The organism is Bacteroides sp. HF-4919 (assembly GCF_018860125.1).
Window position 1 is genome coordinate 1 of the sequence record NZ_JAHKNF010000013.1, and the last position, 26,634, is coordinate 26,634.

Annotated in this window: 22 protein-coding genes; 10 read left to right on the forward strand and 12 right to left on the reverse strand. The window is 45.1% G+C overall.

Going from position 1 to position 26,634, the window contains the following annotated elements:
• Positions 1-48: 48 nt before the first annotated feature.
• From KO473_RS19185 to KO473_RS19195, 3 genes are all read left to right on the forward strand, one after another.
• On the forward strand, positions 49-1,668 hold the full coding sequence (locus KO473_RS19185) for a hypothetical protein (protein WP_005822265.1): 1,620 nt from the start codon (positions 49-51) through the stop codon (positions 1,666-1,668).
• A 722-nt stretch (positions 1,669-2,390) separates the two neighbouring features.
• The gene (locus KO473_RS19190) at positions 2,391-4,001 is read left to right on the forward strand and encodes an FISUMP domain-containing protein (RefSeq protein ID WP_005822267.1); all 1,611 of its coding nucleotides are present in this window, start codon (positions 2,391-2,393) and stop codon (positions 3,999-4,001) included.
• Between the two features lie 28 nt (positions 4,002-4,029).
• Entirely contained in the window at positions 4,030-4,788 is a 759-nt protein-coding gene (locus KO473_RS19195; protein ID WP_005822269.1) for a DNA-binding domain-containing protein, read from the forward strand.
• Between the two features lie 110 nt (positions 4,789-4,898).
• Here the strand turns inward: KO473_RS19195 and buk are convergent, their stop codons facing one another.
• Both buk and KO473_RS19205 read right to left on the reverse strand, forming a co-directional pair.
• On the reverse strand, positions 4,899-6,014 hold the full coding sequence (gene buk / locus KO473_RS19200; protein WP_005822271.1) for a butyrate kinase: 1,116 nt from the start codon (positions 6,012-6,014) through the stop codon (positions 4,899-4,901).
• A 22-nt stretch (positions 6,015-6,036) separates the two neighbouring features.
• Positions 6,037-6,978 carry a phosphate acyltransferase gene (locus tag KO473_RS19205; RefSeq protein WP_005782011.1) on the reverse strand — a complete coding sequence of 314 codons (942 nt, stop codon included), beginning with the start codon at positions 6,976-6,978 and terminating at the stop codon, positions 6,037-6,039.
• Positions 6,979-7,160: 182 nt separating this feature from the next.
• Between KO473_RS19205 and KO473_RS19210 the strand changes: the two genes are divergently transcribed.
• The 4 genes from KO473_RS19210 to KO473_RS19225 are packed head-to-tail and all read left to right on the forward strand — an operon-like array spanning position 7,161 to position 10,384.
• Positions 7,161-7,952 carry a glycoside hydrolase family 16 protein gene (locus KO473_RS19210; protein ID WP_005822273.1) on the forward strand — a complete coding sequence of 264 codons (792 nt, stop codon included), beginning with the start codon at positions 7,161-7,163 and terminating at the stop codon, positions 7,950-7,952.
• Between the two features lie 19 nt (positions 7,953-7,971).
• The gene (locus KO473_RS19215; RefSeq protein WP_005782007.1) at positions 7,972-8,886 is read left to right on the forward strand and encodes an LD-carboxypeptidase; all 915 of its coding nucleotides are present in this window, start codon (positions 7,972-7,974) and stop codon (positions 8,884-8,886) included.
• A 55-nt stretch (positions 8,887-8,941) separates the two neighbouring features.
• Positions 8,942-9,946, forward strand: coding sequence for a M28 family peptidase (locus tag KO473_RS19220; RefSeq protein ID WP_032537607.1), 1,005 nt, complete (start codon positions 8,942-8,944; stop codon positions 9,944-9,946).
• Between the two features lie 9 nt (positions 9,947-9,955).
• Positions 9,956-10,384, forward strand: coding sequence for a SufE family protein (locus KO473_RS19225; RefSeq protein WP_005782003.1), 429 nt, complete (start codon positions 9,956-9,958; stop codon positions 10,382-10,384).
• 53 nt (positions 10,385-10,437) lie between these two features.
• On the opposite strand, the gene KO473_RS19230 is transcribed toward KO473_RS19225, so the two are convergent.
• The 8 genes from KO473_RS19230 to KO473_RS19260 all read right to left on the reverse strand — a co-directional run bounded on the left by KO473_RS19230 (position 10,438) and on the right by KO473_RS19260 (position 18,586).
• Positions 10,438-10,656 (reverse strand): helix-turn-helix transcriptional regulator, encoded by a 219-nt coding sequence (locus KO473_RS19230; RefSeq protein WP_005782001.1) that lies wholly within the window; start codon positions 10,654-10,656, stop codon positions 10,438-10,440.
• Positions 10,657-10,684: 28 nt separating this feature from the next.
• The gene (locus tag KO473_RS19235; protein ID WP_005781999.1) at positions 10,685-11,323 is read right to left on the reverse strand and encodes a DUF2975 domain-containing protein; all 639 of its coding nucleotides are present in this window, start codon (positions 11,321-11,323) and stop codon (positions 10,685-10,687) included.
• Between the two features lie 35 nt (positions 11,324-11,358).
• Positions 11,359-12,147, reverse strand: coding sequence for a CPBP family intramembrane glutamic endopeptidase (locus tag KO473_RS19240; protein WP_005822277.1), 789 nt, complete (start codon positions 12,145-12,147; stop codon positions 11,359-11,361).
• A gap of 38 nt (positions 12,148-12,185) precedes the next feature.
• Positions 12,186-12,314, reverse strand: a complete 129-nt coding sequence (locus KO473_RS23710) for a hypothetical protein (protein WP_255469910.1) — start codon at positions 12,312-12,314, stop codon at positions 12,186-12,188.
• A 206-nt stretch (positions 12,315-12,520) separates the two neighbouring features.
• Positions 12,521-13,450, reverse strand: a complete 930-nt coding sequence (locus KO473_RS19245; protein ID WP_005822279.1) for a bifunctional riboflavin kinase/FAD synthetase — start codon at positions 13,448-13,450, stop codon at positions 12,521-12,523.
• A gap of 15 nt (positions 13,451-13,465) precedes the next feature.
• Entirely contained in the window at positions 13,466-14,092 is a 627-nt protein-coding gene (locus KO473_RS19250; protein WP_005822281.1) for an HAD family phosphatase, read from the reverse strand.
• Positions 14,093-14,164: 72 nt separating this feature from the next.
• Positions 14,165-16,849 carry a calcium-translocating P-type ATPase, PMCA-type gene (locus tag KO473_RS19255; RefSeq protein WP_005822283.1) on the reverse strand — a complete coding sequence of 895 codons (2,685 nt, stop codon included), beginning with the start codon at positions 16,847-16,849 and terminating at the stop codon, positions 14,165-14,167.
• Between the two features lie 63 nt (positions 16,850-16,912).
• Complete coding sequence (locus KO473_RS19260; RefSeq protein ID WP_005822285.1) at positions 16,913-18,586, reverse strand: ATP-binding protein; 1,674 nt, start codon at positions 18,584-18,586, stop codon at positions 16,913-16,915.
• A gap of 133 nt (positions 18,587-18,719) precedes the next feature.
• Between KO473_RS19260 and rd the strand changes: the two genes are divergently transcribed.
• Complete coding sequence (gene rd / locus KO473_RS19265) at positions 18,720-18,881, forward strand: rubredoxin (protein ID WP_005822287.1); 162 nt, start codon at positions 18,720-18,722, stop codon at positions 18,879-18,881.
• A gap of 111 nt (positions 18,882-18,992) precedes the next feature.
• On the opposite strand, the gene KO473_RS19270 is transcribed toward rd, so the two are convergent.
• Positions 18,993-20,690, reverse strand: a complete 1,698-nt coding sequence (locus tag KO473_RS19270; protein WP_005822290.1) for a Na/Pi cotransporter family protein — start codon at positions 20,688-20,690, stop codon at positions 18,993-18,995.
• Between the two features lie 83 nt (positions 20,691-20,773).
• Between KO473_RS19270 and KO473_RS19275 the strand changes: the two genes are divergently transcribed.
• Both KO473_RS19275 and KO473_RS19280 read left to right on the forward strand, forming a co-directional pair.
• Positions 20,774-22,447 (forward strand): nucleoside kinase, encoded by a 1,674-nt coding sequence (locus KO473_RS19275; RefSeq protein ID WP_005822293.1) that lies wholly within the window; start codon positions 20,774-20,776, stop codon positions 22,445-22,447.
• A gap of 234 nt (positions 22,448-22,681) precedes the next feature.
• A complete protein-coding gene (locus KO473_RS19280; RefSeq protein ID WP_122130706.1) occupies positions 22,682-24,235 on the forward strand; it encodes a HAMP domain-containing sensor histidine kinase in 1,554 nt (517 codons plus the stop codon).
• Between the two features lie 565 nt (positions 24,236-24,800).
• On the opposite strand, the gene KO473_RS19285 is transcribed toward KO473_RS19280, so the two are convergent.
• Positions 24,801-26,627 carry an endonuclease/exonuclease/phosphatase family protein gene (locus KO473_RS19285; protein WP_005822301.1) on the reverse strand — a complete coding sequence of 609 codons (1,827 nt, stop codon included), beginning with the start codon at positions 26,625-26,627 and terminating at the stop codon, positions 24,801-24,803.
• Between the last annotated feature and the right edge of the window lie 7 nt (positions 26,628-26,634).

Consider the following 26,634-nt stretch of genomic DNA (forward strand, 5'->3'; position numbering starts at 1 on the left):
AGCCGGATGGGAGATTTTTGATATGATTATTCACTAAACAAATTTAGAATGAACAAATTTTTTATTATGCGAACGTCCCTCTTATGGATCGCGGTAATGACAGCATCCTGCCTCTGGGTCAGTGGATGCACCCAAGAAGAAAAGTATCCATTTCTTCCGGAAAAAGATAACGATTCCGACATTGTAATACCTATTAACATCAGTATGGCTGAAAATGGTGAGTACAATGCTTACTCTCCGGACAATACTATGTCCCCCCGTCATAATGCTCCTCTGATTGCCGAATGGGCAGGAGTAAAAACTCTAAGCCATACCCGTACAAAAGAATCTTCGGAATATAGTGGTCCCAGAATCGCATCCATGGAACTGACGGAAGATACCCTTTCCACCCTAACTACCCGTGCAAACACTCTATCTACAGGTATTTACTTTCGTCTGATCGTTTTCCGAAAATCAGGAAGCAACTACGTATTCCAATCAGCCGCAGACTATACCTCAAATGGTACTTCCTCGCCTGTACTGAAACAGGGGAAACTACTCACACGGTCAGGAACGATACGGGTAATCGGCTACTCCTTCAATACAACTGCGGCATTGGGAAGTATCCCTGCATCATATACCTATAATAGCACCAAGATAGACATTTCAAACATGAATAATGACTTTATGACTTATGATTCAGGAGACATAGCCAATGTGAATAGTCTTGATTATAATCTTCCGGTAACATTCAAACAGAAACTATGCAAACTTACAATAAGCATTAGTGTAACAGGCTTCACAAGTAATACCATTAGCGGGTGTACAGGAGTATACGTAAAGCAGGGAGGTAATTCAACCTCGTGGGTGATTGGAAGTTCGGCAGTGGCTGCTAATACCAACAACACAGCTTCATTTAATCCAAACACCAACCTGACTACCACTATACGCATGGTTCCCTTCGCAAGTGCCCGGACAATAACAGTACACTTCGACAAGCTGACAGTAGGAAATATAATTACTAATAATGCGGATAATATAGACATTACTTCAACTCAAAGCGTACAATTGAAAGAGGGTATGAGCTATACAATGAAAATCCAGTTTAAGAGAAGCCCCGGAATAAATGTTCCGGCAGGTAGCATCAATCTGAGCAATCCGAAAAAAGCATGTACCAATGATGATAAGCAAAAGTTATCAAAATTGGTATTTGCTGACGGAAATTTAAAAAGTACCGGTGCAAGCAACAATTATGTGTGGGCAACCAACAAAGAATTTGGCTACTATTATCAATGGAAAAAAGACTATAATGGAAACAACATCGATCCTTGTGCCAGACTAAATCCCACAACTTATGGTAGTGGTTGGCGGCTACCTACACGCAATGAATTAGAAAGATTGGGAAGATGCAATAATGTGAAAAAAGTCTCTAATGGAGTGAATGGTGTGTGGTTCCTAAATGCCACAACCGGTATTTTTTTACCGTTAGGTGGCTGGCGTAATAATAATCCGGGAACAACGGCAGAAGAGTGGCCTGGAACGTATGGTCAATATTTTACGGATGAATCAATTAATACTAATGATTGTTATAGATTGGATATATCTCCCGGTGAAGGTAAAACCGATGTCAATAGCACACCAAAGAAAATGGCATACCAAACTCGTTGTGTCAAAGGACCTAAACTATAATATTTCCCCTTAAATAAAAGAAGAGTAAAAAAACAAAGACAGAAACAGTGCTGATAACCTACTGCCTGTTTTTTTCGGAGATATTCCGTAAATTACAAAATACGAGGCAACTAATTCATTTCGAATCAGTTGCCTTATTTATATTTTAATCATTTCTCCAAAAAATTCCGAACGCCTCAATCGAAGGAAAAGTCTAAAACAAATCCCCTACTATTAAATAGTCAGCACAATTCGTCAGGAATCTATTATGAACCAACTTTGCAAGCATTGCCATACCCTGGATACACCAAGTATTTCGATATTAGCAACCCTACATACTCTGATAGTAACCGTCCAAAAAGCAAGTATAAAACTCAAACAAAAGAAAAGTTCACTTCTCTAATAATAAATATCCTATGTTATAAGAATCATGTTTCAAAGGACGTACGTCTGATGCAACAAAGATAAGACGCTTTTTTCATCTGTGCAAATCTTTTTGCATTGCTTTAATTATCAGAAGTTTATCTACTCCCCTTGCATCCAGTGCGGAGGGTAAAAATAGTGTTTCAAAAAACGTACGTTTTTTGAAACACCATTTTGTATTCAAGGCCGTTATATCTGATTGTAATACACAAACTTACGCATAATAAAAGTGGTATCAAACAGCCTTTCCGGACTTATACGAGGATGTATAGGTCCGCAATGCATCTTTGATACGATTATTCACTTTAATATCTTAGTATATGAATAGAACTTTTATTATGCGAGAGTGTCTCGGTAAAGCCTTATGGCTGTGTTTTTGCCTTTCGATAACAGGATGTGCGGAAGATGACAGAATGACTCCCCTGTCTGCTGACAGCGGGGATACTGCCGACGAGTTAATCCCCATCCAGATCAGTCTGACGGGTGACAACAACTATCATTCTTCTTCTTTTAATGACGCTTCGACCCGTAGCCACTCTCCCCTGATCGCCGAATGGGTGGGGGTAAAAGCTTTCTCACCTACACGCACGGGAGAGCAACCGGACTATGAAGGTCCCCGGATAGCCTCGATGGAACTGACGGAAGATACCCTACCCTGTGCAAATACCCGTGCAACAGTGCCTGCGGGAGTCTATTTCCGGCTGATTGTTTTCCGGAAGTCCGGAAATGACTATGTCTTCCAGTCGGCGGCCGATTACACCTCCAATGGTACGGGCATTCCTGCACTCAAACAGGGGAAATTGCTGACACGCTCGGGAACGATACGTGTGGTGGGCTACTCCTTTAATACCACTACAGCTGCCGACTTGGGAGCTATGCCCGCATCATATACCTACAACAGTAGCACAGTGTCTATCCCTGACATGAGCAAGGACTTCATGACCTTCGATTCCGGAGATATAACGAGTGTAAACAGCCTCAGCCACAATCTTCTTCCGGTGAGCTTCAGCCAGAAGCTGTGTAAACTGACGATTACCATCAGTCCTACCGGATTTCCAAGCAATACGATCAGCAATTGCACGGGTGTATACGTAAAGCAAGGTGGAAACTCCACATCGTGGAAGATCGGTCCTTCGAGCAATGTGGTAGCTGCCAACACGAATAATACGGCGGCATTCAGTCCGAACACGACCCTGAGTACAACCATACGCATGGTTCCATTTGCAGGGGCCAGAACGATTACAGTGCATTTCAATACGCTGACAATAAGCGGACGGACCGTGCCCAACAATACGGAAATCACCTCCACCGGGAGCGTGCAACTGAAAGAGGGAAAAAGTTATACGATGAAAATACAGTTTAAGAAAGCCATTGGAATTAATGTACCCTCCGGAAGTATCAATTTAACTACAAATGGTTGTTCTGCAACTGATAAAACAAATTTAGCCAAGCTGACCTGGGCAGATGGGAATCTGAAAAGCACCGGATCTGCTAATTATGTGTGGGGAACTTATTCAGAATATGGATATTATTACACGTGGTATAGTACATATACGGGAAATACATCAACCAACAATACTGATCCTTGCACAAAACTTAAAAGTGATTACGGAACGGGATGGCGTACTCCAAATAGTAATGAACTAACCATGCTTTCTCGTTGTACTAATAAAACGATAACCAATAAAGGCATGTGGTTTATGAATAACACAATAGGGCTTTTTCTACCTGCTACCGGCTTTCGTAACCATACTCAAGGAAGCTATACTTCGGCAGATATTGATGTTGGTAACGCTGGGCGTTATTGGAGTTCTAATGCCAGTGGCAGTTTTGCGTATGTCTTAGAATTTTCCAGTAACTATGCGAGTGTACCCAGCAACAATAACCGTAAAGCCAACGGTCTCACTGTTCGTTGCGTGAAAAACAAATAATAATATTCACTTTTAAAAAAGATAAATCATGAAAACCGAACTCAAAGGCTGGCTTGCGGACAATACCGTAACCACCGACAACAAAGAAGACAAAATCCTGGTATTGGAGAGCGCCGGAAACCTGACGCTATCCGATGTACTGGATGAAATGAAGAAAGAGGATACCGGCTTACGGGCAGAGACTTTAAAGCATGCCGTCGATCTTTTTCAGCGCACAGTATCGGAATTGGTACTGAACGGATACTCTGTCAATACGGGGCTTTTTCGTGCCGTACCACAGTTTCGCGGTGTGATAGACGGTGGAGTATGGAATCCCGAGAAAAATTCTATCTATGTTTCCTTCAATCAGGATAAAGATTTACGTGAAGCTATCGCACGGACCGGCGTGAAAATTCTGGGAGCCAAAGGTGAGTCAACCTACTTCATCGGTGGTGAAGACGCTGCCACCCGTGCCACGGACGGTAGTGCAACTGCCGGACGTAACTATCGCCTACAGGGCAAGAACATCAAAGTAGCAGGTACAGATCCTGCTGTAGGTATCGTCTTAATTGATGAAAAAGGCACAGAAACAAAGCTACCGATGGATATGATAGCAGTAAACAATCCTTCGGAAGTACTGGTACTCCTACCGCCAGACCTGACAGACGGAATATACGAACTGCGACTGACCACGCAATATACAAGTGGCAACCGGCAACTGAAGACCCCACATGTCATCAGCCAAACCATCGTAATAGGCAATGCAACCGAGGGCGACGGAGATATTGTGGACGACCCGACAGCATAAATCATACCGCATCGCTTCCCTTATGCAGGGCTGCATTGATATCTTGTGCAGTTCTGCACAAGGTGCCGGTGCACCCCTGCACAATGCGGCAATGCAACCAAGCTCTAAAATTACTGATAAACCTGTACCGGAAGTTCTCCCCTTAAAGCACCCAAAGCATTCAATGCCAAAGCCTCCATCTCATCTTCTCCCGGATACACGAAGACGGGAGCAAGGAAAGAGATACGTTCCCTTAAACGGGAAATTACGTAATCAGAATAGGCAATGCCTCCGGTCAGCAGGATGGCATCTACCTTTCCACATAAAACAGTAGAGGCAGCACCGATACTTTTGGCCACATTGTAGATCATGGCATCGAGCACCAACCGGGCATGATCATCACCTGCCTCAATGGACTGAATAACGGCAGGAATATCAGTGGTTCCCAAATGGGCGGTAAGCCCGGCACGGCCCGAAATTCGTTTCTTCAATTCATCTTTGGTGAATTTCCCGCTGAAACAGAGGTCTATCAGTTGTCCGGCGGGAAGAGTTCCGGCTCTTTCGGGTGAGAAAGGACCTTCTCCATCCAGTGCATTATTGGCATCGACTGCACGCCCATGACGATGGACCGCAACGGAAATGCCTCCTCCCAAATGGCAGACAATCAAATCAAGATCTTCATAACGAGTGCCATGTTCGACAGCATAACGACGGGCAATAGCTTTCTGATTCAGTGCATGCCAGATAGTGATACGCGGCATCAAGGGCGAACCGGTAATGCGGGCAACCTCTTCCAGTTCGTCCACCACACCCGGATCTGCAATAAACGCCCGGCACCCGGGTAAAGCTGCGGCCAATTCATCGGCTATCAAACCGCCCAGATTGCAGGCATGCGTACGCATGGCATGGAGGGTATCCCGCTTCATGGCTTCGTTAACCTCATAAACTCCACCGGGAATAGGCTTCACCAGACCTCCGCGTCCAATGACAGCATCGAAATGGAAAGGAATATCATTTGCCTCCAACTCCCGGAGGACAAGTGATTTACGAAACTCAAACTGGTCGATCACCTGGGGGAAGGCAGACAACTCTTCTACTGTATGGCGGATGTTGCGTACCAACAAAGGAACTTCGTCTTCATAAACGGCAATCTTTGTTGAAGTGGAACCGGGATTGATAACAAGGACCCTTTCACCCCGTCCATTCCTCGCAGAAGGGGAAGTGGGGATTGCATTCAGTTTATCCATATTCTTAGTTTAATTATGATCATCATTCGGAACATCTTCCTCCCTCTGCCGACCGGGTAGAAGCCGTCAGGCATGCCATCGCAATGCTATAATACTTGGAAAGTCCGGAATCACTACGTGACGGTAACACCACCGGACAAATGGGGCCTTGCAGCAATCCTGCCATATCGGCCTTGGCAAATAATGAAACAGATTTATAAAAAGCATTGGCCGACTCAATATTAGGGAATATCAATACATCTGCCTGCCCGTTGATGGGCGATACAATTCCTTTAATATCCCCGCTGGCCTGCTCGCAGGAAGTACGGACATCCAACGGACCATCAATAATAACATTGCCAAACTCTCCGGCTTCGGCCAACTCCACGATATTAACATAATCGAGCGAATGGGGGAACTTGGCACTTACCTTCTCCGTACAATGAATCAAAGAGATGCGCGGCTGTTCTATCCCAAACCTCCGGCAGGTACAGATGGCGTACCAAACCATTTCAATACGTTGTTGTAAAGTGGGCCGGGGAATAACAGCCGCATCCGAAAAGAACAGTAATTTATCATACGTCGGAATCTGCATTACAGCCAAGTGAGTCAGGATCTTTCCTTTGGGTAGTAGCCCTTTCTCCTTGTCAAGAATAGCATGAAGCAGGTTGTCAGTATTAATAATCCCTTTCATCAAAATGTCGGCCCCCCCTTCCCGGACAATGCGGACCGCTTCACGCGCTGCCTCATCGGGATCTTCGATATGGATGGTCTTCACATAATCCGGATACTTTTGCAAGGTAGGATACTTTTGAAGGATGGCTGAGTCACCAATCATCAGAAATTCTGCAATACCCTCGTCAAGTGCACGGACAATGGCATATTCTGTATTCGGATCATTGGCACAGACAACGGCAATCCGTTTCCGTCGGTTTAAGGTTTTTAGGTGTTCTGTCAGTTGGTCGAAGTTTCTAATAGGTTCCATAACGTTAGATTTTTAGCAAATATCAGAAAAAGGATTGAGAAGTACATCATGGTATATTGAAAAAATGGGTAAACCGGATAACATTTTGATATTATACAACGCTTTCATTTCTACGGATGCAGGTAATTTCGTTTTTTAATGTAAATTTGTATCCTGTTAAACACCTATAATCAAACAGAACCATGAAAACAAAAACTTTTCTCGCTCTTTTCTGCCTGCTGTGCATCAGTTCAGGCTTTTCATCGTGCCAACGTCATTCATCCGACCAGTGGACATTGGTCTGGGAAGATAATTTCGACCAGAAAACAGGCTTTGACCCACAGGTATGGAGCAAAATACCACGTGGCAAATCGGACTGGAATAACTATATGACAGACTTCGACTCCTGTTTCGATATGCGTGACGGCAATATGGTGCTGCGGGGTATCATCAATTACAGCCAGCCCAATGACACAGCACCCTATCTGACCGGAGGGATTTATACCAAAGGGAAAAAGGCATTCAGCAACGGGCGTCTGGAGATACGTGCCAAGCTGAACGGTGCACGCGGCGAATGGCCGGCTATCTGGATGCTTCCGGTAGATGCTCCCTGGCCGATGGGTGGAGAAATCGATATTATGGAACGTCTGAATCACGACACAATCGCTTACCAGACTATACATACCAACTATACATACAATCTGGGTATTAAAGACAATCCGTTGTCACACTCCGTAGGTACGATCAATCCCGATGACTACAATGTATATTCGGTAGAAATGTATCCGGACAGCATTGCATTCTATGTCAATGATACGCATACTTTCACCTATCCCCGCATCGAAACAGACAAAGAAGGGCAATTTCCCTTCGATCAGCCTTTCTATCTGCTGATCGACATGCAACTGGGTGGCTCGTGGGTAGGAGCTGTAGACCCGAAAGAGCTTCCAGTAGAAATGCATGTAGACTGGGTAAAATTCTACCAGAAGAAATAAACTAAAACAAATTCACTGAATGAAGATACAATTCCCTCCATTCCTGTACGAGGGCGATAAAGTTGCCATCGTATCGCCTTCGGGCAAGATAGACAATATGTTTCTGAGAGGTGCCAAGGCGCAACTGGCGTCTTGGGGACTGGTCCCTGAAATGGGAAAACACGTCCGTAGCTCCTGGGGATGTTATGCCGGCACCATCCGGCAGCGCGCTTCGGACTTTCAGACAGCAATGGACGACAAAGAAATTAAGGCGATTTTATGTAGCCGTGGCGGCTATGGAGCGGTTCATCTTATTGAACGGCTCGACTTCACCCGTTTCCGCGAACACCCAAAGTGGATGATCGGATTCAGTGATATCACAGCGCTCCATAATCTGTTTCAGTATAACGGATTTGCTTCGTTACATGCTCCTATGGCACGCCATCTCGCAGTAGAAGCGGCCGACGATCCGTGTTCACTGTACCTGAGGGATATACTTTTCGGTAAACTGCCTGCATATAAATGTAAGCGTCACAAGTTGAACCGACTCGGCACAGCCAAGGGTATTCTGCGTGGTGGCAATATGGCAGTATTCCACGGCCTTCGGGGAACTCCGTACGACATACCTCCCGAAGGGACAATCCTGTTTATCGAGGACGTGGGCGAACGTCCTTATGCCATCGAGCGCATGATGTATAACCTGAAATTAGGGGGCGTACTTGAGAAGTTGTCAGGCCTCATCATCGGACAGTTTACCGAATACGAAGAAGATCGTGCCATAAAGAAAGACCTTTATGGTGCACTCTTCGATCTGGTAGAAGAGTATAATTATCCGATCTGCTTTGATTTCCCCGTAGGGCATGTAACGGAAAATCTGCCACTGATCAATGGGGCGGAAGTAGAACTTATATCCGGAAAGAAAGGAGTAGAATTGTTAATAAACCCTCCTATCTGACCTACCCTACTGCGAAAATGACTAATTTTGAGGCCTTAACCCCAAAAGCATAATTATGAAAAGAAATTCTATGCTATTACTGACAGCTTTTATTTTGTTATCCGCCTTTTCTTGCGGAACGAACAACAACAAAACCAATTCAGTTCAGGAGCCTGAAAAGAATATAACCGTGAAAGCACCACAATTCGATGCAGACAGCGCCTATAAATACATACAGGCACAAGTGGACTTCGGCCCTCGCAACCCGAACAGTAAAGGACATGCAGCATGTGGAGAATATCTGGCTGCTAAACTGGCAGAACATGGGGCCAAAGTGACTAACCAGAATGTGGAACTGCCCGCCTATGACGGCACGCTGCTGAAAGCACGCAATATCATCGGTTCATTCAAACCCGAAAGCAAAAAACGCATTGCCCTTTTTGCACACTGGGATACACGTCCGTGGGCAGACAATGATCCCAACGAGAAGAATCACCACACACCGATATTAGGTGCCAACGACGGGGCGAGCGGTGTGGGCGTATTGCTTGAAATAGCCCGACTGATCAATCAGCAGCAACCGGAACTGGGAATCGATATTATCTTTTTGGACGCAGAAGATTATGGCGCTCCCCAATTCTATAAAGGAGAACATTTAGAGGAGCAATGGTGTCTCGGTGCACAATACTGGGCACGCAATCCGCATGTGGAAGGCTATAATGCCCGTTTCGGTATCTTGCTCGATATGGTAGGCGGCAAAGATGCCACTTTCTTCAAAGAGGTGTATTCGGAGAAGTTTGCCCGTGGAGTCAACAAAAAGGTATGGAAGAAGGCTAACGACGCCGGTTACGGACGTTACTTTATTAACGAAACAGGTGGCCAGATCACTGACGACCATCTGTTTATCAATCGGCTGGCCGGTATCCCGACTATCGACATCATTCCGAACGACGAAAATTGTGAACTGTCCAGCTTCGGACCGACTTGGCATACCGTAAACGACAACATGGATGTTATCGACAAATCGACACTCAAAGCCGTGGGACAGACCGTACTGGAAGTTATCTATAACGAGAAATAATTATTCAATATGACAATCAACGAATTACAAGACGAAGTCATTGCCGAGTTCAGTGACTTTGACGACTGGATGGACCGCTACCAGTTGCTTATCGATTTAGGAAACGAACAGGAACCGCTTGACGAGAAATATAAAACGGAACAGAATTTGATTGAAGGTTGCCAGAGCCGTGTGTGGCTTCAGGCAGACGAGGTAGGTGGAAAGGTGATCTTCAAAGCAGAAAGTGATGCACTGATCGTAAAAGGTATTATCGCCCTGCTGATAAAAGTTGTTTCGGGACATACGCCGGACGAGATTCTGAATTCGGAACTTTACTTCATCGACCGCATCGGGCTGAAAGATCATTTATCGCCCACCCGCAGCAACGGTCTGCTATCCATGGTAAAACAAATGCGAATGTACGCATTGGCATTCAAAGCCAAAGGGACAAAAGGTTAATCTCCTCATTCTATATCGCCACAGTGGACACACAGAAGGTCCGCTGTGGCAAATCAAGGATCTTTTTCATCCACTTGATATTCCAGAATATCCCCCGGTTGGCAATCGAGTACTTTGCAGATTGCCTCAAGGGTAGAAAAACGAATCGCTTTGGCCTTTCCCGTTTTCAGGATAGAAAGGTTGGCAGGTGTAATGTCTATCTTCTCCGCCAACTCCCCCAAAGATATCTTTCTTCGGGCCATCATAATGTCAAGGTTTACTATTATAGCCATAATTCCATTAATTTTTCAGTGTCCGGATTCAGATGGTAAGGTCTTGCTCCTCTTTCATCTTTAACCCGATGGCGAATACTTCGCCTACAATCAGCGAAACCAGTCCTAAAATGACCAGCATCACAGAGTCAATACTTGTCTCCATAGAGTAGCCGGATAATGAAAAGACTGAGGACAGTTCATAATCATTCATCAAAGCCGGCACCGCTTCACTAATAAAACTCAGCAACAGGGTGACTCCCAACCAACGTAACCTACGAACATTCTTCCAATTAAAAATATCCGATTTATTGATAGAAACAATCAACTGCACAAACAGCACCGTAGATGCTATTACGGCCAAAATGGCAAGAAGCCCGGAGAGCACTTGCGCAACCATCAGCCAGGTGCTCCTATCCACTTTTACATTCGTGATCAACTGTGTGTAAGCAACAGGCACATAAGATTGGGTCCGTTCATTGTAAACAGAATCTTTAAACGACGAAAAATCTTCGGGCATCAACGTAGCAATGCGAAGGTTAATAGCCTGTTCCACACTTTCATTGCCGGAATGGCTTATCTTCATGCCCTCGGAAAAGCCATGACCGAAATCACGCCCCATGTTGAATACCGAATAACAGAATACCAGAAATACCAGTAAACATAGTATGTTCAATCTTCTTTTCATATTATGACTTGTTTTTCAATCTTCATAGTTTAGTTTCACTCACTCTTTCTCCACACTCCCGGAATCGTAACCTGCTTTATCCGTAGGAAGCAGCCAACGAACAGCATAGCGGCCACAGCTATCAGTATGTAATAAGATGTAGTATCGGTCACATCGCTAATTGTATCCGCATCGGGATAGGTCAGGCTCAATATCACAGAAAGGCTGTTATTCACAATGTGTATCAGGATACAGGGGATCAGGCTCCGCGTCCGGTAATAAACCCACGCCAACAGAAGGCCTCCGAAGAAGGCGGCAACTACCTGAGCCGGATTCAAATGGAATATTCCGAAAAGAAGTGCGGAAAGAAAAATCGCTTTCCGGGGAGAATATCGTTCAAGCAACGCCTTAGTGACACCACCACGGAACAAAAGTTCCTCAAGAACCGGTCCCAACAACGTGATGGCCACAATTCCCAACCAACCGGACTGTAAAGCATTAAACTGTTGTTCCAGAACATCAGGCACCCAAGATAAAACAGCAGTTAACAAGTCCATCAGAACAGTCATCGACAAGCCTATCAGAAAAGTGACCGTAAGAAACGGTAACGAAACGAATGACCAGCTCATTTTATCCTTAGGTATGTACCGGGCTTTCCATAAATAAAAAAACATCACTGCCATGGAAAGTAACATCGAAGGAGCCAGTGTCAACTCCGAAATCCGGGTGGCATCCATATTCCCACCATTCATACGGGCAACAACAGTAAAAGGAATACCTATCAGCCCACCACAGACAAGCTGGATCCCCAAATAAATAAGAATTAATTTGATCGCTGTTTTCATTCGGTTCTCTGTTTTAAATATGTACAAAGATAACGGTTTTAATTGACTACCGTTTCAGTAGCAGGGTGATTTGTACCATGTCCGTGCAAAACAGAGCTACACACAAACAAAGCTAACATAGAGATGGATACTACCAACATCGTAATGCTCATCAATGACTTTCCCATAAGATTGACTTTGGAGATTCGTTATGTTATTCAATAATAATTTATCGTTTTTCGATATGCAAAGATTGATATTAATTTCCACTTAAACAAGAAATCCGACAATTATTTATCGATAAACAATAAATATAGCATGTTTTTCGATATTAAGAAGGGCGCATATAGCCGGCTCAAAGGCAAACAGGAAATACAAAATGTCAATTGACATTTTATTTATTCCCCAAAAGAGCTTCTACATCGGCCGCATCCCGATGAAGTTGAGCTATCAGCCCGTCAATCCCATCGAACTTCAGTTCCGGACGGAGATACTTCACAAAAGAAATACGGATAAACTTATCGTAAATATTTGAATGGAAATGAAGGATGTTCACCTCTATCGAACGCTCGGGACCATTTCCTATCGTGGGGCGGGTACCGATATTCAACATACCGTTATAGGTACGCCCATCGAATGTGACATGAACCGCATAAACACCATCGGCAGGAATCAACTTATCAGGATCGTCCACACTGAGGTTGGCTGTAGGAAATCCGATCTTACGTCCCACTTGATAGCCACTCACCACCGTACCATCCAGAAAATAGTCGTAACCCAGACAACGGGACGCCATATCGACTTCACCCTGATGCAGCATCTTGCGAATGACGGAAGAGCTTACATGAAGATCATCACACACACAGGCACGGGCGCGGATTACCTCTATGCCCATCTCGGAACCATAACGGCAATAGTCTTCGAAACCTTCACTACGGTTGTGCCCAAAGCGATGGTCATAGCCGATGACGAGTGTCTGCACCCGATAACGGTCTCTTAAAAGATCAGACATAAACTCGCGGGCAGTCAGGCGCGATACTTCCTGCGTAAAGTCAAGCATGAAACAATAGTCCACCCCTGTTTCCTCGAGCAGTGTCCGCTTTTCTTCCGGAGTAGTCAGCAGTTCCGGACGATAATCCGCTTTCATCACCTTACGGGGATGAACAGGGAAGGTAATTAATGCAGAGCGCAATCCACGAGCGGCAGCCAGCTCTCTGACTTGCTTGATCAGGAAACGATGCCCTGTATGCACTCCGTCGAAAAAGCCGATGGTAGCTACACAAGGTTCGGGTGTAAATGCCGGTATATTATGGATTATCTGCATGCTATGTCTTCTAAATTATTTATCTCCGGCAAAAAGTGGCCTCCAGTCTTCACCGGATTTTACCGTATAAGTAGAGATGCCCAATGCCTGGGCTCCCTGGCAGTTGGCCTCGGAGTCATCGATGAAAAAAGTTTCGTGCGGATCAAGGTTTGCGTCTTCAAGTACCCCCCGGAAAATCTCTTCGGCAGGCTTCACCATTTTCATTTCATACGAAAGGTACATCTTCTCAAAATAGTCTTCCACACGGAAGCCCCGATACGGAAATGCGTGCTCGCATGCCCACTTCCAATGTATCTCGTTGGTATTGCTCAGCAGATAGACCACATATTTTTCGCGGAGCTTCAGCAACATGTCGAGTTTAAAGCGAGGGATATCTACCAGAAAACTATTCCAGGCAGCATCGATTTGCTCGTCAGTCACTTTTTTTGTGAGCAGTCCACGGATATTCTCACGAAATTCAGCCGACGAGATCAATCCTTTTTCATGCTGCATAAAGATCCCTTGCTGAGAATACATACCTAACAATTCGTCTACTTTCTCTAATCCCAACTTCCGGAAGTTCTCCACACAACGCTGACGGTCGAGATTGATCAATACACCACCAAAATCAAAAATAAGGTTTTTAATTCCTTTTCTTTTCATCTCTATATTGTTTTAAGGTCTCACCCCATCCCCTCTTCCTTTGAGAAAGGATGGGGTGAGACCCCTCTTATTTCATTTCTGAGTTAAACGTTTGACAAATCGGATCAGTTCACCAATCCATAAGACGAGAGAGGAAGAACCGATGATGATAAGCCATGTTTGCCAGTCAAGCGGCTCTGTACGGAATACAGCCCCACCGAACTGTACAATGAGGAACTGTCCGCCCAGAATAGCCAGTACTATCAGCTCCATACCGTATGATTTCGCAAGACCTTTGAATGCTGAGTCGGTAGTGCCAAACACACGGGCGTTGAACAGGTTCCAGAACTGGAGCATCACAAAGAAGGTGAAGAAAACGGTCAACCGCTGTACCGTCATTCCTCCATCGGCATTTGTGAAGTAATATATCATTGCCATCAGCACCACCAGAAAGACTGTACCGACACCGAATATATTTTGCCGCATCGCTTTGCTGATAATAAAATCAGTACTACGGCGTGGTTTATCATTCATAACGCTTTCGCTTGGCGGAATAGAGGCCAGAGCTAATGCGGCAAACGTATCCATGATGAGGTTTACCCATAACATTTGAGTAACAGTCAGTGGCAACTCCGTTCCTACAATAGAACCGAGCAATACGATGAGAAGTGCCACAAAGTTAATGGTCAACTGGAATACAATGAAACGCTGGATGTTCTTGTACAGCGAACGCCCCCACATCACGGCGGTTCCGATACTGTTGAAAGAATCATCGAGTAAGGTGATATCACTGGCCTCTTTGGCTACGGAAGTTCCGGTACCCATTGAAAGTCCCACCTGTGCATGATTAAGTGCCGGGGCATCATTGGTTCCGTCACCGGTCACAGCTACTACGGCTCCTTTCTGCTGGAGCAACTGCACCAGGCGCTGCTTGTCGGTAGGACGGGCGCGGGACATGATTTTCAGATCCATCACTCTATTCAGGGCTTCTTCATCGCTCAGTTCGGCGAAAGCAACTCCCGTTATGCGGTTACGCTCCGTATCTTCCGGTTTCCACAATCCGATCTGGCGTGCAATCTCAGTTGCTGTGCCCGGAGTATCTCCGGTAACAATCTTAATACCGATACCTGCCGACTGGCACTTAGCCACCGCTGCGGGTACATCGGGACGTATAGGATCGGAAATAGCAACCACACCAAGGAAGTTCAAGTTGTTTTCCGACACAAGGGCCACACAATCGTCCGGTTCGTTGTCCTCTACTATCCGGAATGCAAAACCAAGTGTACGCATAGCCATATTCTGATAACTCAGCAACTGCGCTTCGACAGTGGAACGGTATTCCACACTATCCACACGACGACCGTCAAGAATCACCTCTTTGCATTTGCCAAGCACAATCTCAGGCGCACCTTTTATATATAGCACTTTCTTGCCTATCAGCGGAGACTTCACCAAAGTAGCCATAAACTTACGCTCGGTAGAGAACGTCAATTGGTCGAGTACCTGCGCCCTTTCTCTGAGTTCAAGATAGTTACGGTTCTGACCGTTCAGCCACAGCAACAAAGCAACCTCAGTGGGATTGCCCACCCCTTTTGGCTTTTCTCCCTCTCCCGTCTCTTCAAGAAAAGCAGTCGAGTTAGCACTGATTCCCTCTGCTATCAATTTGCTGATATCGTCATCTGCCAACTTCCCGCCATCCTTCAAACCATAGAAGTTAGGCTCGTGCACCTGCATCAGGTTCTGCGTCAACGTACCGGTCTTATCTGTACAAATCACGGTAATGGCTCCCATCGTTTCGCAAGCGTGCATCTTACGAACCAGGTTATTGGTAGCAAGCATACGGCGCATATTCAGGGCCAGACTGAGCGTTACGCTCATAGGTAACCCTTCGGGGACGGCGACCACAATCAAGGTGACCGCCATCATGAAGTATTTCAGGGTACGCTCCAACACCGGCAACCAGTCATGCCAGCCATTCAGAGCTCCAAAATCAAAATAGAGTACTACATCTTTTATAAAGAAAATAAGGAAAGCAAGCCCCGCTACGGTAAAACCGATTTTACCTATCAGGTTAGCCAGCTTAGTCAACTGGATATTAAGGGGCGTAGGTTCCGTACTCTGCTCCGTACTCTGACGTGCCACTTTCCCAATCTCCGTGGCATCTCCCACACGAAGTACTTTCATCGATCCGTGACCGTCGACCACAGTCGTGCCACGCATCACCAGATTGGAGGCATACGTAGCTTCTTCATCAAAATCCGCCTCTACCGTTGTTTTATTAATTACCGGCTCTCCGGTCAGGTTCGATTCATTCACCTGTAAGGAGATGGCTTCTATCAGTTCTCCATCGGCAGGGATCTCCTCACCGGTTTCCAGTACCACAATATCACCGACTACCACATCCTTACGGGGAATCTCCTGAATACGCCCATTACGAATCACCTTTACCAAAGTCTCTTCATTGACGGCGTTCAGCAAATCAAACTTCTTGTTCGCATCATATTCAAAATAGAAGCCAATACCGGTTGCCAGCAGGATAGCAGCTATGATACCGACGGTTTCAGCATATTCATTCTCAATAATCGAGATGATAAGGGAGAACACAGCCGCAACGAGTAATACCCGTACAACAGGATCTTCAAATTTTTCCAGATAGAGTTTGAGGAGAGAAGGACGCTTGGGTGGCGTCAGCAGGTTAACACCATGTTTCTCCCGGCTTTGGAGGACTTCTTGATCAGTAAGGCCCAAATGAAAATAATCGTCGTTCTTTGCAGTCATGCAGATACATACATTAAATTAGAGGTTGCAAAAATACAACATAAATCCGGTATAGAATGTTTCTTAAATCTTTTTTAAGGATTCCAGTTTTCCCAACAAGATTCTCGATGAAATAGGCTTCGTCAGGAAATCGGTAAAGCCACTTTGCATAATCTTTTGGCGGTCTTCTTCGTAAGCAAAGGCTGTGAGAGCAATGATAGGCACAGTAGCCGACATTTGCCGGATAGCCCCCGTAGCTTCATAACCGTTCACCTCGGGCATACGAATATCCATCAGGATGATGTCGGGCTGGTTTTTCAGGAAAAGGGAAATGGCTTCTTCACCGTTATGTGCCCAATAGAGTTCGTAACGGGAAGCAAGGATAGCTTCACAAAGGCGATAATTATCTTCCATATCTTCTGCCACCAATACTGTCAGTTTCTTATCACCGTTTACCCCCGCAGCAGGAACCGACACAACAGAAGACGCCTCTTCTTGCTCTTTTTCGATAATCACTTTAGGTTTAATATCCGAATATTCGGGCAAGGTAAACCAGAAAGTGCTCCCCTGACCTTCCACCGATTCTACTCCGATTTCCCCACCCAGTTTATTCACAATCGTCTTACAGATGGAAAGTCCCAGCCCGGTGCCGTTTTTATCACTCTGCAGACGTACGAAACGGTCGAATACACCTCCCAGCTTATCTGCCGAAATACCCGAACCTGTGTCGGTGACATAAAACCGAAGTCCATTCTCGCAAGGCTTATATCCGATACGGATGCTGCCTTCTGTGGTAAACTTGATCGCATTAGACACAAAATTGGATACAACCTGGGCGATACGGTTCCGGTCGGAATGAACCGTGCATGAGGGTAATCCGGGCTCGGTAATTATCTGTACAGGTGAATCACAGCCGATCTTCATTTGGAACAATTGTTCCAGATCGGCCAGTAACAGATTGATATCAACATCAGAATAAACAAACTCTAATGTACCGGCTTCAATCTTCGATAAATCGAGAATGTCATTCACCAATTGCAATAGGAGTTCACTGTTTGTATGGAGGATTTCCAGATATTTCTGCTTTTCCTTTTCCTCGGTGGCAGCAGCCAGCAGTTCGGAGAAACCGATGATGGCATTCAATGGAGTACGGATCTCATGGCTCATGTTGGCAAGGAAGGCCGATTTAGAACGATCGGCGTTTTCGGCTTTCTCTTTAGCCTCGGCCAGCGCCTCTTCCGTATGTTTGATGGAAGTGATGTCATGCACCGTCAATACCATACGATCTTCACCATCCAGAGTCATAAAAACTCCCGAGATCATTACGTTGCATTTTATAAATTCATCTTCGCCTATGGCAATATTCAGTGAAGACTGCAGATCGGTAAACTCATTCTTCTGACGAAAAGCAGCCCCGATAGCCCCTCTTACAGGACATTCCTGACAAAAAGCATGGGTTCCGCATCCTCCCTTGGCAGACAATGCATTTTGACATTGCAATAAATCACCGACGCGCTTCTCTTTACCATCAGGATTAAGCTGAGTCAAATCATAATAATTTGTTTTCAGGACTTTAAAATCAGAATCGATAACAAGGACATAAGCATGAATATGTGTTAGGATAGCATCAAACAAGCGATTTACATTCTCCAGTTTTCGGTCCGATGCAGATTGCATAAACTTACGTTTTCTTCTTTCCCACAGAAATGCTCCCAGAAAAGAGACACATACCCCTATTAATACAATCTGCCACACCATAATTTATAACTGCTTGATTAATGCTTTGTTGTTATGGCAAAGGTAGTGCTTTATTAACTAAAAAGAAAAATAAGTGAACAATATATTCAACCCTTTTGTTATATTTGCATAAACTTTAAAAAAAAGAGACGACATGAAGTACATTTGCACTGTTTGTGATTACATTTACGATCCGGAAATAGGTGATCCGGAAAGCGGAGTCGAACCAGGAACACAGTTTGAAGATATCCCTGATGATTGGGTATGCCCACTTTGTGGAGTTGGGAAAGAAGATTTCGAACCGTATAATGAATAACTTATAAACAACGGACGTTTTTGAACGATGAACAATAAACGATGAACCGTAAGTGTACCAATCACACTTTATTCATCATTTATCGTTCATCGTTCACGATTCATCGGCCAGTTAAGATGCTTTCTTTTCCTTTACGTCACTGCTTGCTTCCACTACATTTACCACATAGTCACCAAGCTTCTCGCATTCGGCAATAATATCCATATAATAAACACCCATCTGATAATCATATTCTTTATTGTTCACATCCAGAATGTTCTGATTCTTCAGTTGGTTACGATAGTTATTTATTTCATTTTCAATATTGAACGACTTATTGACATCGATACTCTGATGCTCGGGTTTCTCAACCACGACAATCATTTGTGACAGGGCATCGTTCGTCAGCTTCATCATGAAGTGAATGTGTTCATACTGTTTCTCTGTAAAATCCTGATTGGTCTGACGCTTTCGGCTGATGGTACGTGCCAGGTTATAACAACTGTCGCCAATGCTTTCAATCTCAGTCACCTCACGAAGCATGGCACGTATCTGAAGCTTACTTTCCGAACTTAATCGTCCCTCAGACACTTGATTCAAGTAATTGGCTATCTCCAACTCCATGTTATCACTGATATTCTCATACTTTTCAATCCGGCTGAATAATTTATTGAAGTCGTCATCTTTCTCCGTATGCAGCAGATCCTGCACCATGCCAAACATACGGTGAATACGTTCGGAGAACAAATGGATTTCCTTGCGGGCCTGAAGTATTGAAAGTTCGGCCGTGGAAAGCATGCCACCGGTAATGAAACGCAAACGTGGCTCTTCGTCTTCTTCTTTCGGACGAATAATGGCACACACGGTACGTTCAATCAGTTTCACTCCCCAAATCAGCAGGCAGACGTTACATATATTAAAGATAGAGTGGAAAGCAGACAACTTATAAGAAATGGCTACTTCGGCACTTCCCGGATGGAAGAAACTATCCACCACCCAATTGACAAATACCATAAAGGGATGAAAAATAATCAATACCCAGATCACACCGAAAACGTTGAAAACGAAATGGGCCAAAGCAGCTCGTTTCGCTTGCGAATTGGCTGTCAGGGCAGCCAGGTTTGCTGTAATCGTGGTTCCGATATTCTCGCCCAGCACCAATGCAGCACCAAGCTCCAGGCTAATCCATCCGTTGGCGCACATAATTAAAGTAATAGCCATCGTTGCGGCAGACGCCTGAACGATCATTGTGAGAATAGTACCGATAAATAGAAAGAGCAGAACGGAGAAGAATCCCATATCGGTATAGTTCTGCACGAAAGCAAGCATTTCCGGATTGGCATTCAGGTCGGGCGCGTTTGCTTTAAGATACGAAAGCCCCATAAAGAGGAAAGAAAAACCAAAAATGAATTCACCGACAGACTTACGGTTACTTTTACCGGAAAAGATAAGAGGAAGGGCAATGGCTAAAAGAGGGAGGGCAAAAGCAGCCATATCAACTTTAAACCCAAAAATGGAAATGATCCAGGCCGTAACTGTCGTACCGATATTGGCACCCATTATCACACTAATGGACTCGGCCAAAGTCAGCAAACCGGCATTTACAAAACTGACCACCATCACCGTCGTTGCCGAAGAAGACTGGATAAGGGCGGTGATCAACACTCCTGTTAAAACTCCCGTTACCCGGTTCGTGGTCATTGCTGTCAGGATTCCTCGCAATCTGTCACCTGCGACTTTCTGTAAGCCCTCGCTCATGATTTTCATTCCATAAAGAAAAAGTCCTAATGAGCCAATGAGCTTTAAAAAATCATAAAAAGAATATTCCATCTATAATTATTTTAGTGGTTGTTTGTCTTCTTAGCAATTATGTGATATATTTATCCGTACTATTCACCCCTAAACGACGTGAAATGAAACAGATGTTACAAATATATTGCAAAAATAATAATATTTCTAAAGAATTCCCTATTGGAAGCTCACTTTTGGATATTTATTACGGTTTCAATCTTAATTTTCCTTATCAGGTAGTCAGTGCCAAAGTAAATAATCGTTCTGAAGGACTCAACTTCCGTGTATATAACAATAAGGATGTAGAGTTTCTGGATGTAAGAGATTCTTCGGGAATGCGTACATATGTACGTTCTCTTTGTTTTGTACTCTACAAGGCAGTCAGCGAACTCTTTCCGAATGGCAAACTTTTTGTAGAGCACCCCGTATCCAAGGGATACTTCTGCAATTTGCGCATCGGCCGGGCCATCACTCTGGAGGATGTGTCGCAAATAAAGAAACGCATGCAGGAAATCATTACGGAGAATATCACTTACCACCGTATCGAATGCCACACCACTGAAGCCGTACGTGTATTCAGCGAGCGGGGCATGAATGACAAAGTGAAACTGCTTGAGTCTTCCGGCTCCATCTATACCTATTATTATACTTTGGGTGGCACTGCGGACTATTATTATGGTAATTTACTCCCAAGTACGGGATTTATTCATCTGTTCGACCTCGTTAAGTACTACGACGGGCTGTTACTGCGTATTCCCAACAAAGAAAACCCGACCGTACTGGAAGAGGTAGTGAAACAAGAGAAGATGCTCGATGTCTTCAAAGAGCATTTGCGCTGGAACTACATTATGGGGCTGAACAATGTGGGAGATTTCAACATAGCCTGTGAAGAAGGACATGCCACCGACCTGATAAATGTGGCAGAAGCACTGCAGGAAAAGAAAATAGCACAAATAGCCGACAGCATCTTCCACCGGGGAGAAAACGGGAACCGTGTAAAACTGGTATTGATCTCCGGACCGTCATCATCCGGCAAAACCACCTTCAGCAAGCGGCTCTCCATCCAGCTGATGACAAACGGGTTAAAGCCTTATCCCATCTCACTGGACAACTACTTTGTAGACCGGGAAGAAACTCCATTGGATGAAAACGGCAATTATGATTATGAATCGCTCTATGCCCTCGACCTGGAATTATTCAATGCGCAACTGCAAGCTCTGCTGCGTGGTGAGGAAGTAGAACTGCCCCGCTACAACTTCATGCTGGGAAAGAAAGAATATAAAGGCGACAAACTGCGGATTGACGAACATACGGTATTGATTCTTGAAGGGATTCATGCCCTGAACCCGGAACTCACTCCGCAAATCCCGGCAGAGAATAAATATAAAATCTATGTATCTGCTCTGACAACCATCTCCCTGGACGACCATAACTGGATTCCGACCACGGACAACCGGCTTTTGCGCCGCATTATCCGTGACTTCAACTATCGTGGCTATTCTGCGCAGGAAACCATTTCGCGCTGGCCCAGCGTGCGTGCCGGAGAAGACAAGTGGATTTTCCCTTATCAGGAGAATGCCGACGTGATGTTCAACTCCGCCCTGTTATTTGAATTTGCCGTGCTCCGCTGCCATGCCGAACCCATCTTGACCAGCGTGCCACGTAACTGCCCGGAATATGCCGAAGCATACCGGCTACTGAAGTTTATCAAATATTTCACTCCGGTACAGGATAAGGAGATTCCTCCGACCTCACTTCTTAGAGAGTTCCTGGGAGGAAGCAGCTTCAAATATTAAAAAGACACATCCTTATGTTTTTCAGACATAGACTTTACAAATAAAACTCCGAAAGAGAGCATTATTTGTAAAATCTATGCTTGAATTATCAAATACTATCCACTACCCCATCAGCCGGCAATGCCTGTCATAACTCTCAAAGGAAGAATTGAGGAAGAAATGAAAAATAAAAGGGGTAAATGAGAGGTTCTTACAAAGATTTTTTAACTTTGTCACTGTTTAAAACCATATCGTATGAAAATATCGACTTTAATCCTGACCATCCTCGTTTGTTTTAGCACAATCGTCGATGCACAAGGCACACAAAACAGAGCAAATGAACTGATGAAACAAGCGCAAAGCAGTCTGGAACAAAAAGAATATACCAAAGCGCGTTATCTTTTCATCCAAGCCTATGGCGCCTTCGCGGCACAAGAAAACTATCCGAAAGCCGTGGAATGTGGAATTCAGGGAGCTGCTCTTTACCATCGTGAGAATTATTATAAAGAAGCATTCGACCTCTGCAGGGGAATGGAACAGTTAGTCTGGGCGGGCGAACAAAAGGAACAGAAGCAATTCTATCCGTTGCGCTTTCAAATCACCAAAGAGAGATTACAAATGTATATCGGGCTGAAGAATGCCGCACAAGCCAAAGCACAGTTGGACAAACTGGCGGAAACCGCCGGCCAGGCAAAGAACGATTCGCTAAGTGAGAACCTCCTGTACACGCAGGCAAACTATTACTACACTTTCGGCCAAAACGCACAAGGGGACGCCTGCTTCCGGAAATTGATTAATCAATACAAAGCCCAGAAGAACTACGAAAAGGTAAACGAATGCTATAAGAACCTGATTGCCATCGGCCGTAAGTCAAACAATGCCTCCTTGGTGGCCCGCACGTACGAGAACTTCATTGTCTGGACCGATTCGGTAAAGGCACTAACAGCACAAGATGAACTGAACGTATTGAAACGCAAATATGACGAAAGCCAGCAGATCATTCAGGAAAAAGACGATACGCTGTCCGGAAAACAGTATATGATTGTTGGATTATGTACGCTTGTCGTCATCCTGATAGCCGGTCTGATCTTCATCGCCATCGTACTGCTCCGCTTCATTGCCGGGAACCGCAAACTAAAGAAAAGCGTACAGATAGCCAATGAACACAACGAATTGAAGACACAGTTCATCCAGAATATATCAGCACAGATGGAACCTACGTTGGATACACTGGCCTCTTCAGCCGCCGAACTGTCCAACAAAGCTCCTCAGCAGGCACAACAGATGCAGGGACAGGTAGCAGCTCTGAAGAAGTTCAGTAACGACATACAGGAACTTTCCACACTGGAAAATTCTCTGACCGAGCCTTATGAGATGAAAGAGATCAACGTAAATACTTTCTGTGAAGCTACCATGGATAAGGTAAAAGAGTTTGTACAACCGGAAGTGTCGACCGTGGTAAACGCCGCCAAACTCCAGATCAAGACCAATCCGGAACAACTGGAACGGATACTGATTCACTTGTTGAAGAACGCTGCGGAATATACCGAAAGCGGAAAGATCTTCCTCGACTTCAAGAAGAGAGGCGCACATACGCATCAGTTTATCATCTCGGATACCGGTACGGGCATTCCCGCCGAAAAGCAAGAAAACCTGTTCAAACCTTTCACTGAGATTAAAGATCTGACGGAAGGAGACGGATTGGGACTACCTATCTGTGCCCTGATAGCTACCAAGATGAACGGTAGCCTGACACTGGACACCAGCTATACCAAAGGAAGCAGATTTGTACTTGAATTACATGCATAATTAACTTAAGTTTCGGAAGTAGATTTATGCCGTCTGAACCGGCATATTTATACCTTTCTTCAATTAACATTGTTAACGCCTTTTTCAGACGTTTGATTCTTGTGCGCAAACAACAAGCCTTTTGCATTTAAAACACTTGTTATTTGCATCTAAAAAATAAGCTTTAACACTGTGTTAAAACACAGCTTTTGAGAAGAGGAGTCTTATGCTTTGAAAATATTGTTTTTCAGGTGATTGATTTCAGTGTTCGCTTCTCCGCCTCACGAATGGAATTTCCAGTCAAAAGTCGGGATACTTGCTTTTTTGTCAACTATAAACGAGAACTTGCACTTCCGAAACTTGAATAATTAAATAAAAGAGGTGAATGTGTCGCAACTAAAGCGAGCACTCTAAAAAGTTACAAACTGTAATCCATAAATATAAAAGAGCCATATCATTACTCAAAATAGAGTTTGATATGGCTCTTTTCATTGTTGATAAGAGTGCACAAGTCTCAAATGAAAAGTTCTCCTTTTCTAAATCTGAGTTTGGATACCCTCCTGTCCGTTTATCGGGGTGTCCGTTGTCAGACCGTAAGTTCCAGCAGCACTTCTCCTTGGGTGTTGAGTACTTTCACTCTGAGTATATCCTTCTTCTTCTCAATCACCATTACCGTTGCACTTTTCATGCTATAACCGCCACCGATAATCACCGGGAAGTTATTGCCAAGGCTGCCTTTGGGATGATAGGCATATTCATGTGTGTGCGCGTTAAGGCTGATATTGAAAGGTGCTTTCTCCAGAAGTTTACCCCAAAGCCCGGAACACAGATTCTCGTAGTCGTTTCCGTAAAGCGGAATGTGATGAATCAGAATCCGCTTAGCGGCTTTCTTAAATTCTTTGGAAGCGAGCTCACGCTTCAAAAATCCTACCTGGTCATTACGCAGCTTCGTAAAATCGTTGAGTCCGTAGTATACCCAATGATCATCCGGCTTATCTTCACCGCAATCGAGCATTACGATACGGGTATCTCCCCAGTTGAAGGAGCCGTAAGTCTTATCGCCTACATAATCGAACAGGCTGTGCAGGCCTACCGAATAGGCATTCCGGATCTCGTGATTGCCGCGCATAAAGAAGACAGGTACGCGGTCACCCTCCACGCCTTCGGTCAGTTCGCTGATAAAGGCTGTTGCCTGATCGTGATTGGCGGGGTCGTCCACACAATCGCCGTTGAACACTACAAAATCATAGTCAATCCCCTTTATCTGTTCGCACAATGCCTGAAACGTCTTCGATTGTTTATGCAGGTCGTTGAACACCACGGCCGTAAAACTGTCATCACCGGCTGCGGGCAACGTGAACTCCCTGAGTTCTGTACGGGCTGTATTGCCAAACACCTTTTTGTAGGCCTGGTAAAGCAGGATCTCCTGCGAACAGGTACGATAATAATATTTCTGTCCGGGCTGCAAACTATCGAGGCGAATCTTGTGAAGAGTATTGCCACAAACAACTTGACCATCCAGAAGGGTACGTGCGCGTTTCAGGTTGGAAGGATCCGTGCCGTACTCCACCCAGCAATAGGCCGGCACGTTGGTCTGCCACATCACCGTGATTCCACCTCCCACGGGATTCTGAAGATAGGGTTTGGTACGGCAAATCCGATTCTCGGGTACCGCCATCCGTACTTCTACCAACAAAGGACGATGATCGGATGCCAAAGGCTCATCGATCACCCGGGCCAAGTTGACAACAAAAGTAGGCGTTTCCTGTTTCAGAGCAATCAGGTAGTCGAGCGTCTCCTTCGGTTCGGAAGCCGGATAAGTGGGCTGCTTCGGGTTGGAAAGTATCTGGAATGTACTCTTCAAATCTTTGATAAAGCCGGAGTCGGCATCCGAGTTGAAGTCACCGGCAAGGAAGAAAGGTTTCCGGGTATCGGCTGCAACGGACTTCAGGATTTCGAGAGACTTCATCCGATCCTCTTCGGTCAGAGAGAGGTGCGTACACGCAAAGACATACTCCGGGAACTCGGCGACAAGCATCGTGCGTGCCTCTTCACGTCCCGGCAGGGCGAAGGTCTGCACACGGAGCGGAGTCTCCTTCGAAAGCAGGCCGATGCCGTACTTTCCTCCGTCATAATCGATGGCAGGCGCAAAGCAGGGATGCAATTGAGTGCGTTCCGCCAGTTCCTTGAGAACATCGGTCCGGTTGCTCCGGGCAGTCATGCTGTCCAGTTCCTGGATGGCAACGATGTCCGGACGGGCGTTGTTGATCACATTGGCTACACGCTGATAATTGCATATACCGTCCATACCATTGGCGTTGCGGACGTTATAGGTCATCAGGCGCAGCACATCTTCAGCCTGGGCTGACAGCACAAAAAGTGCGGAGAATAAGAGCAATATAAGTTTTTTCATGGATCTG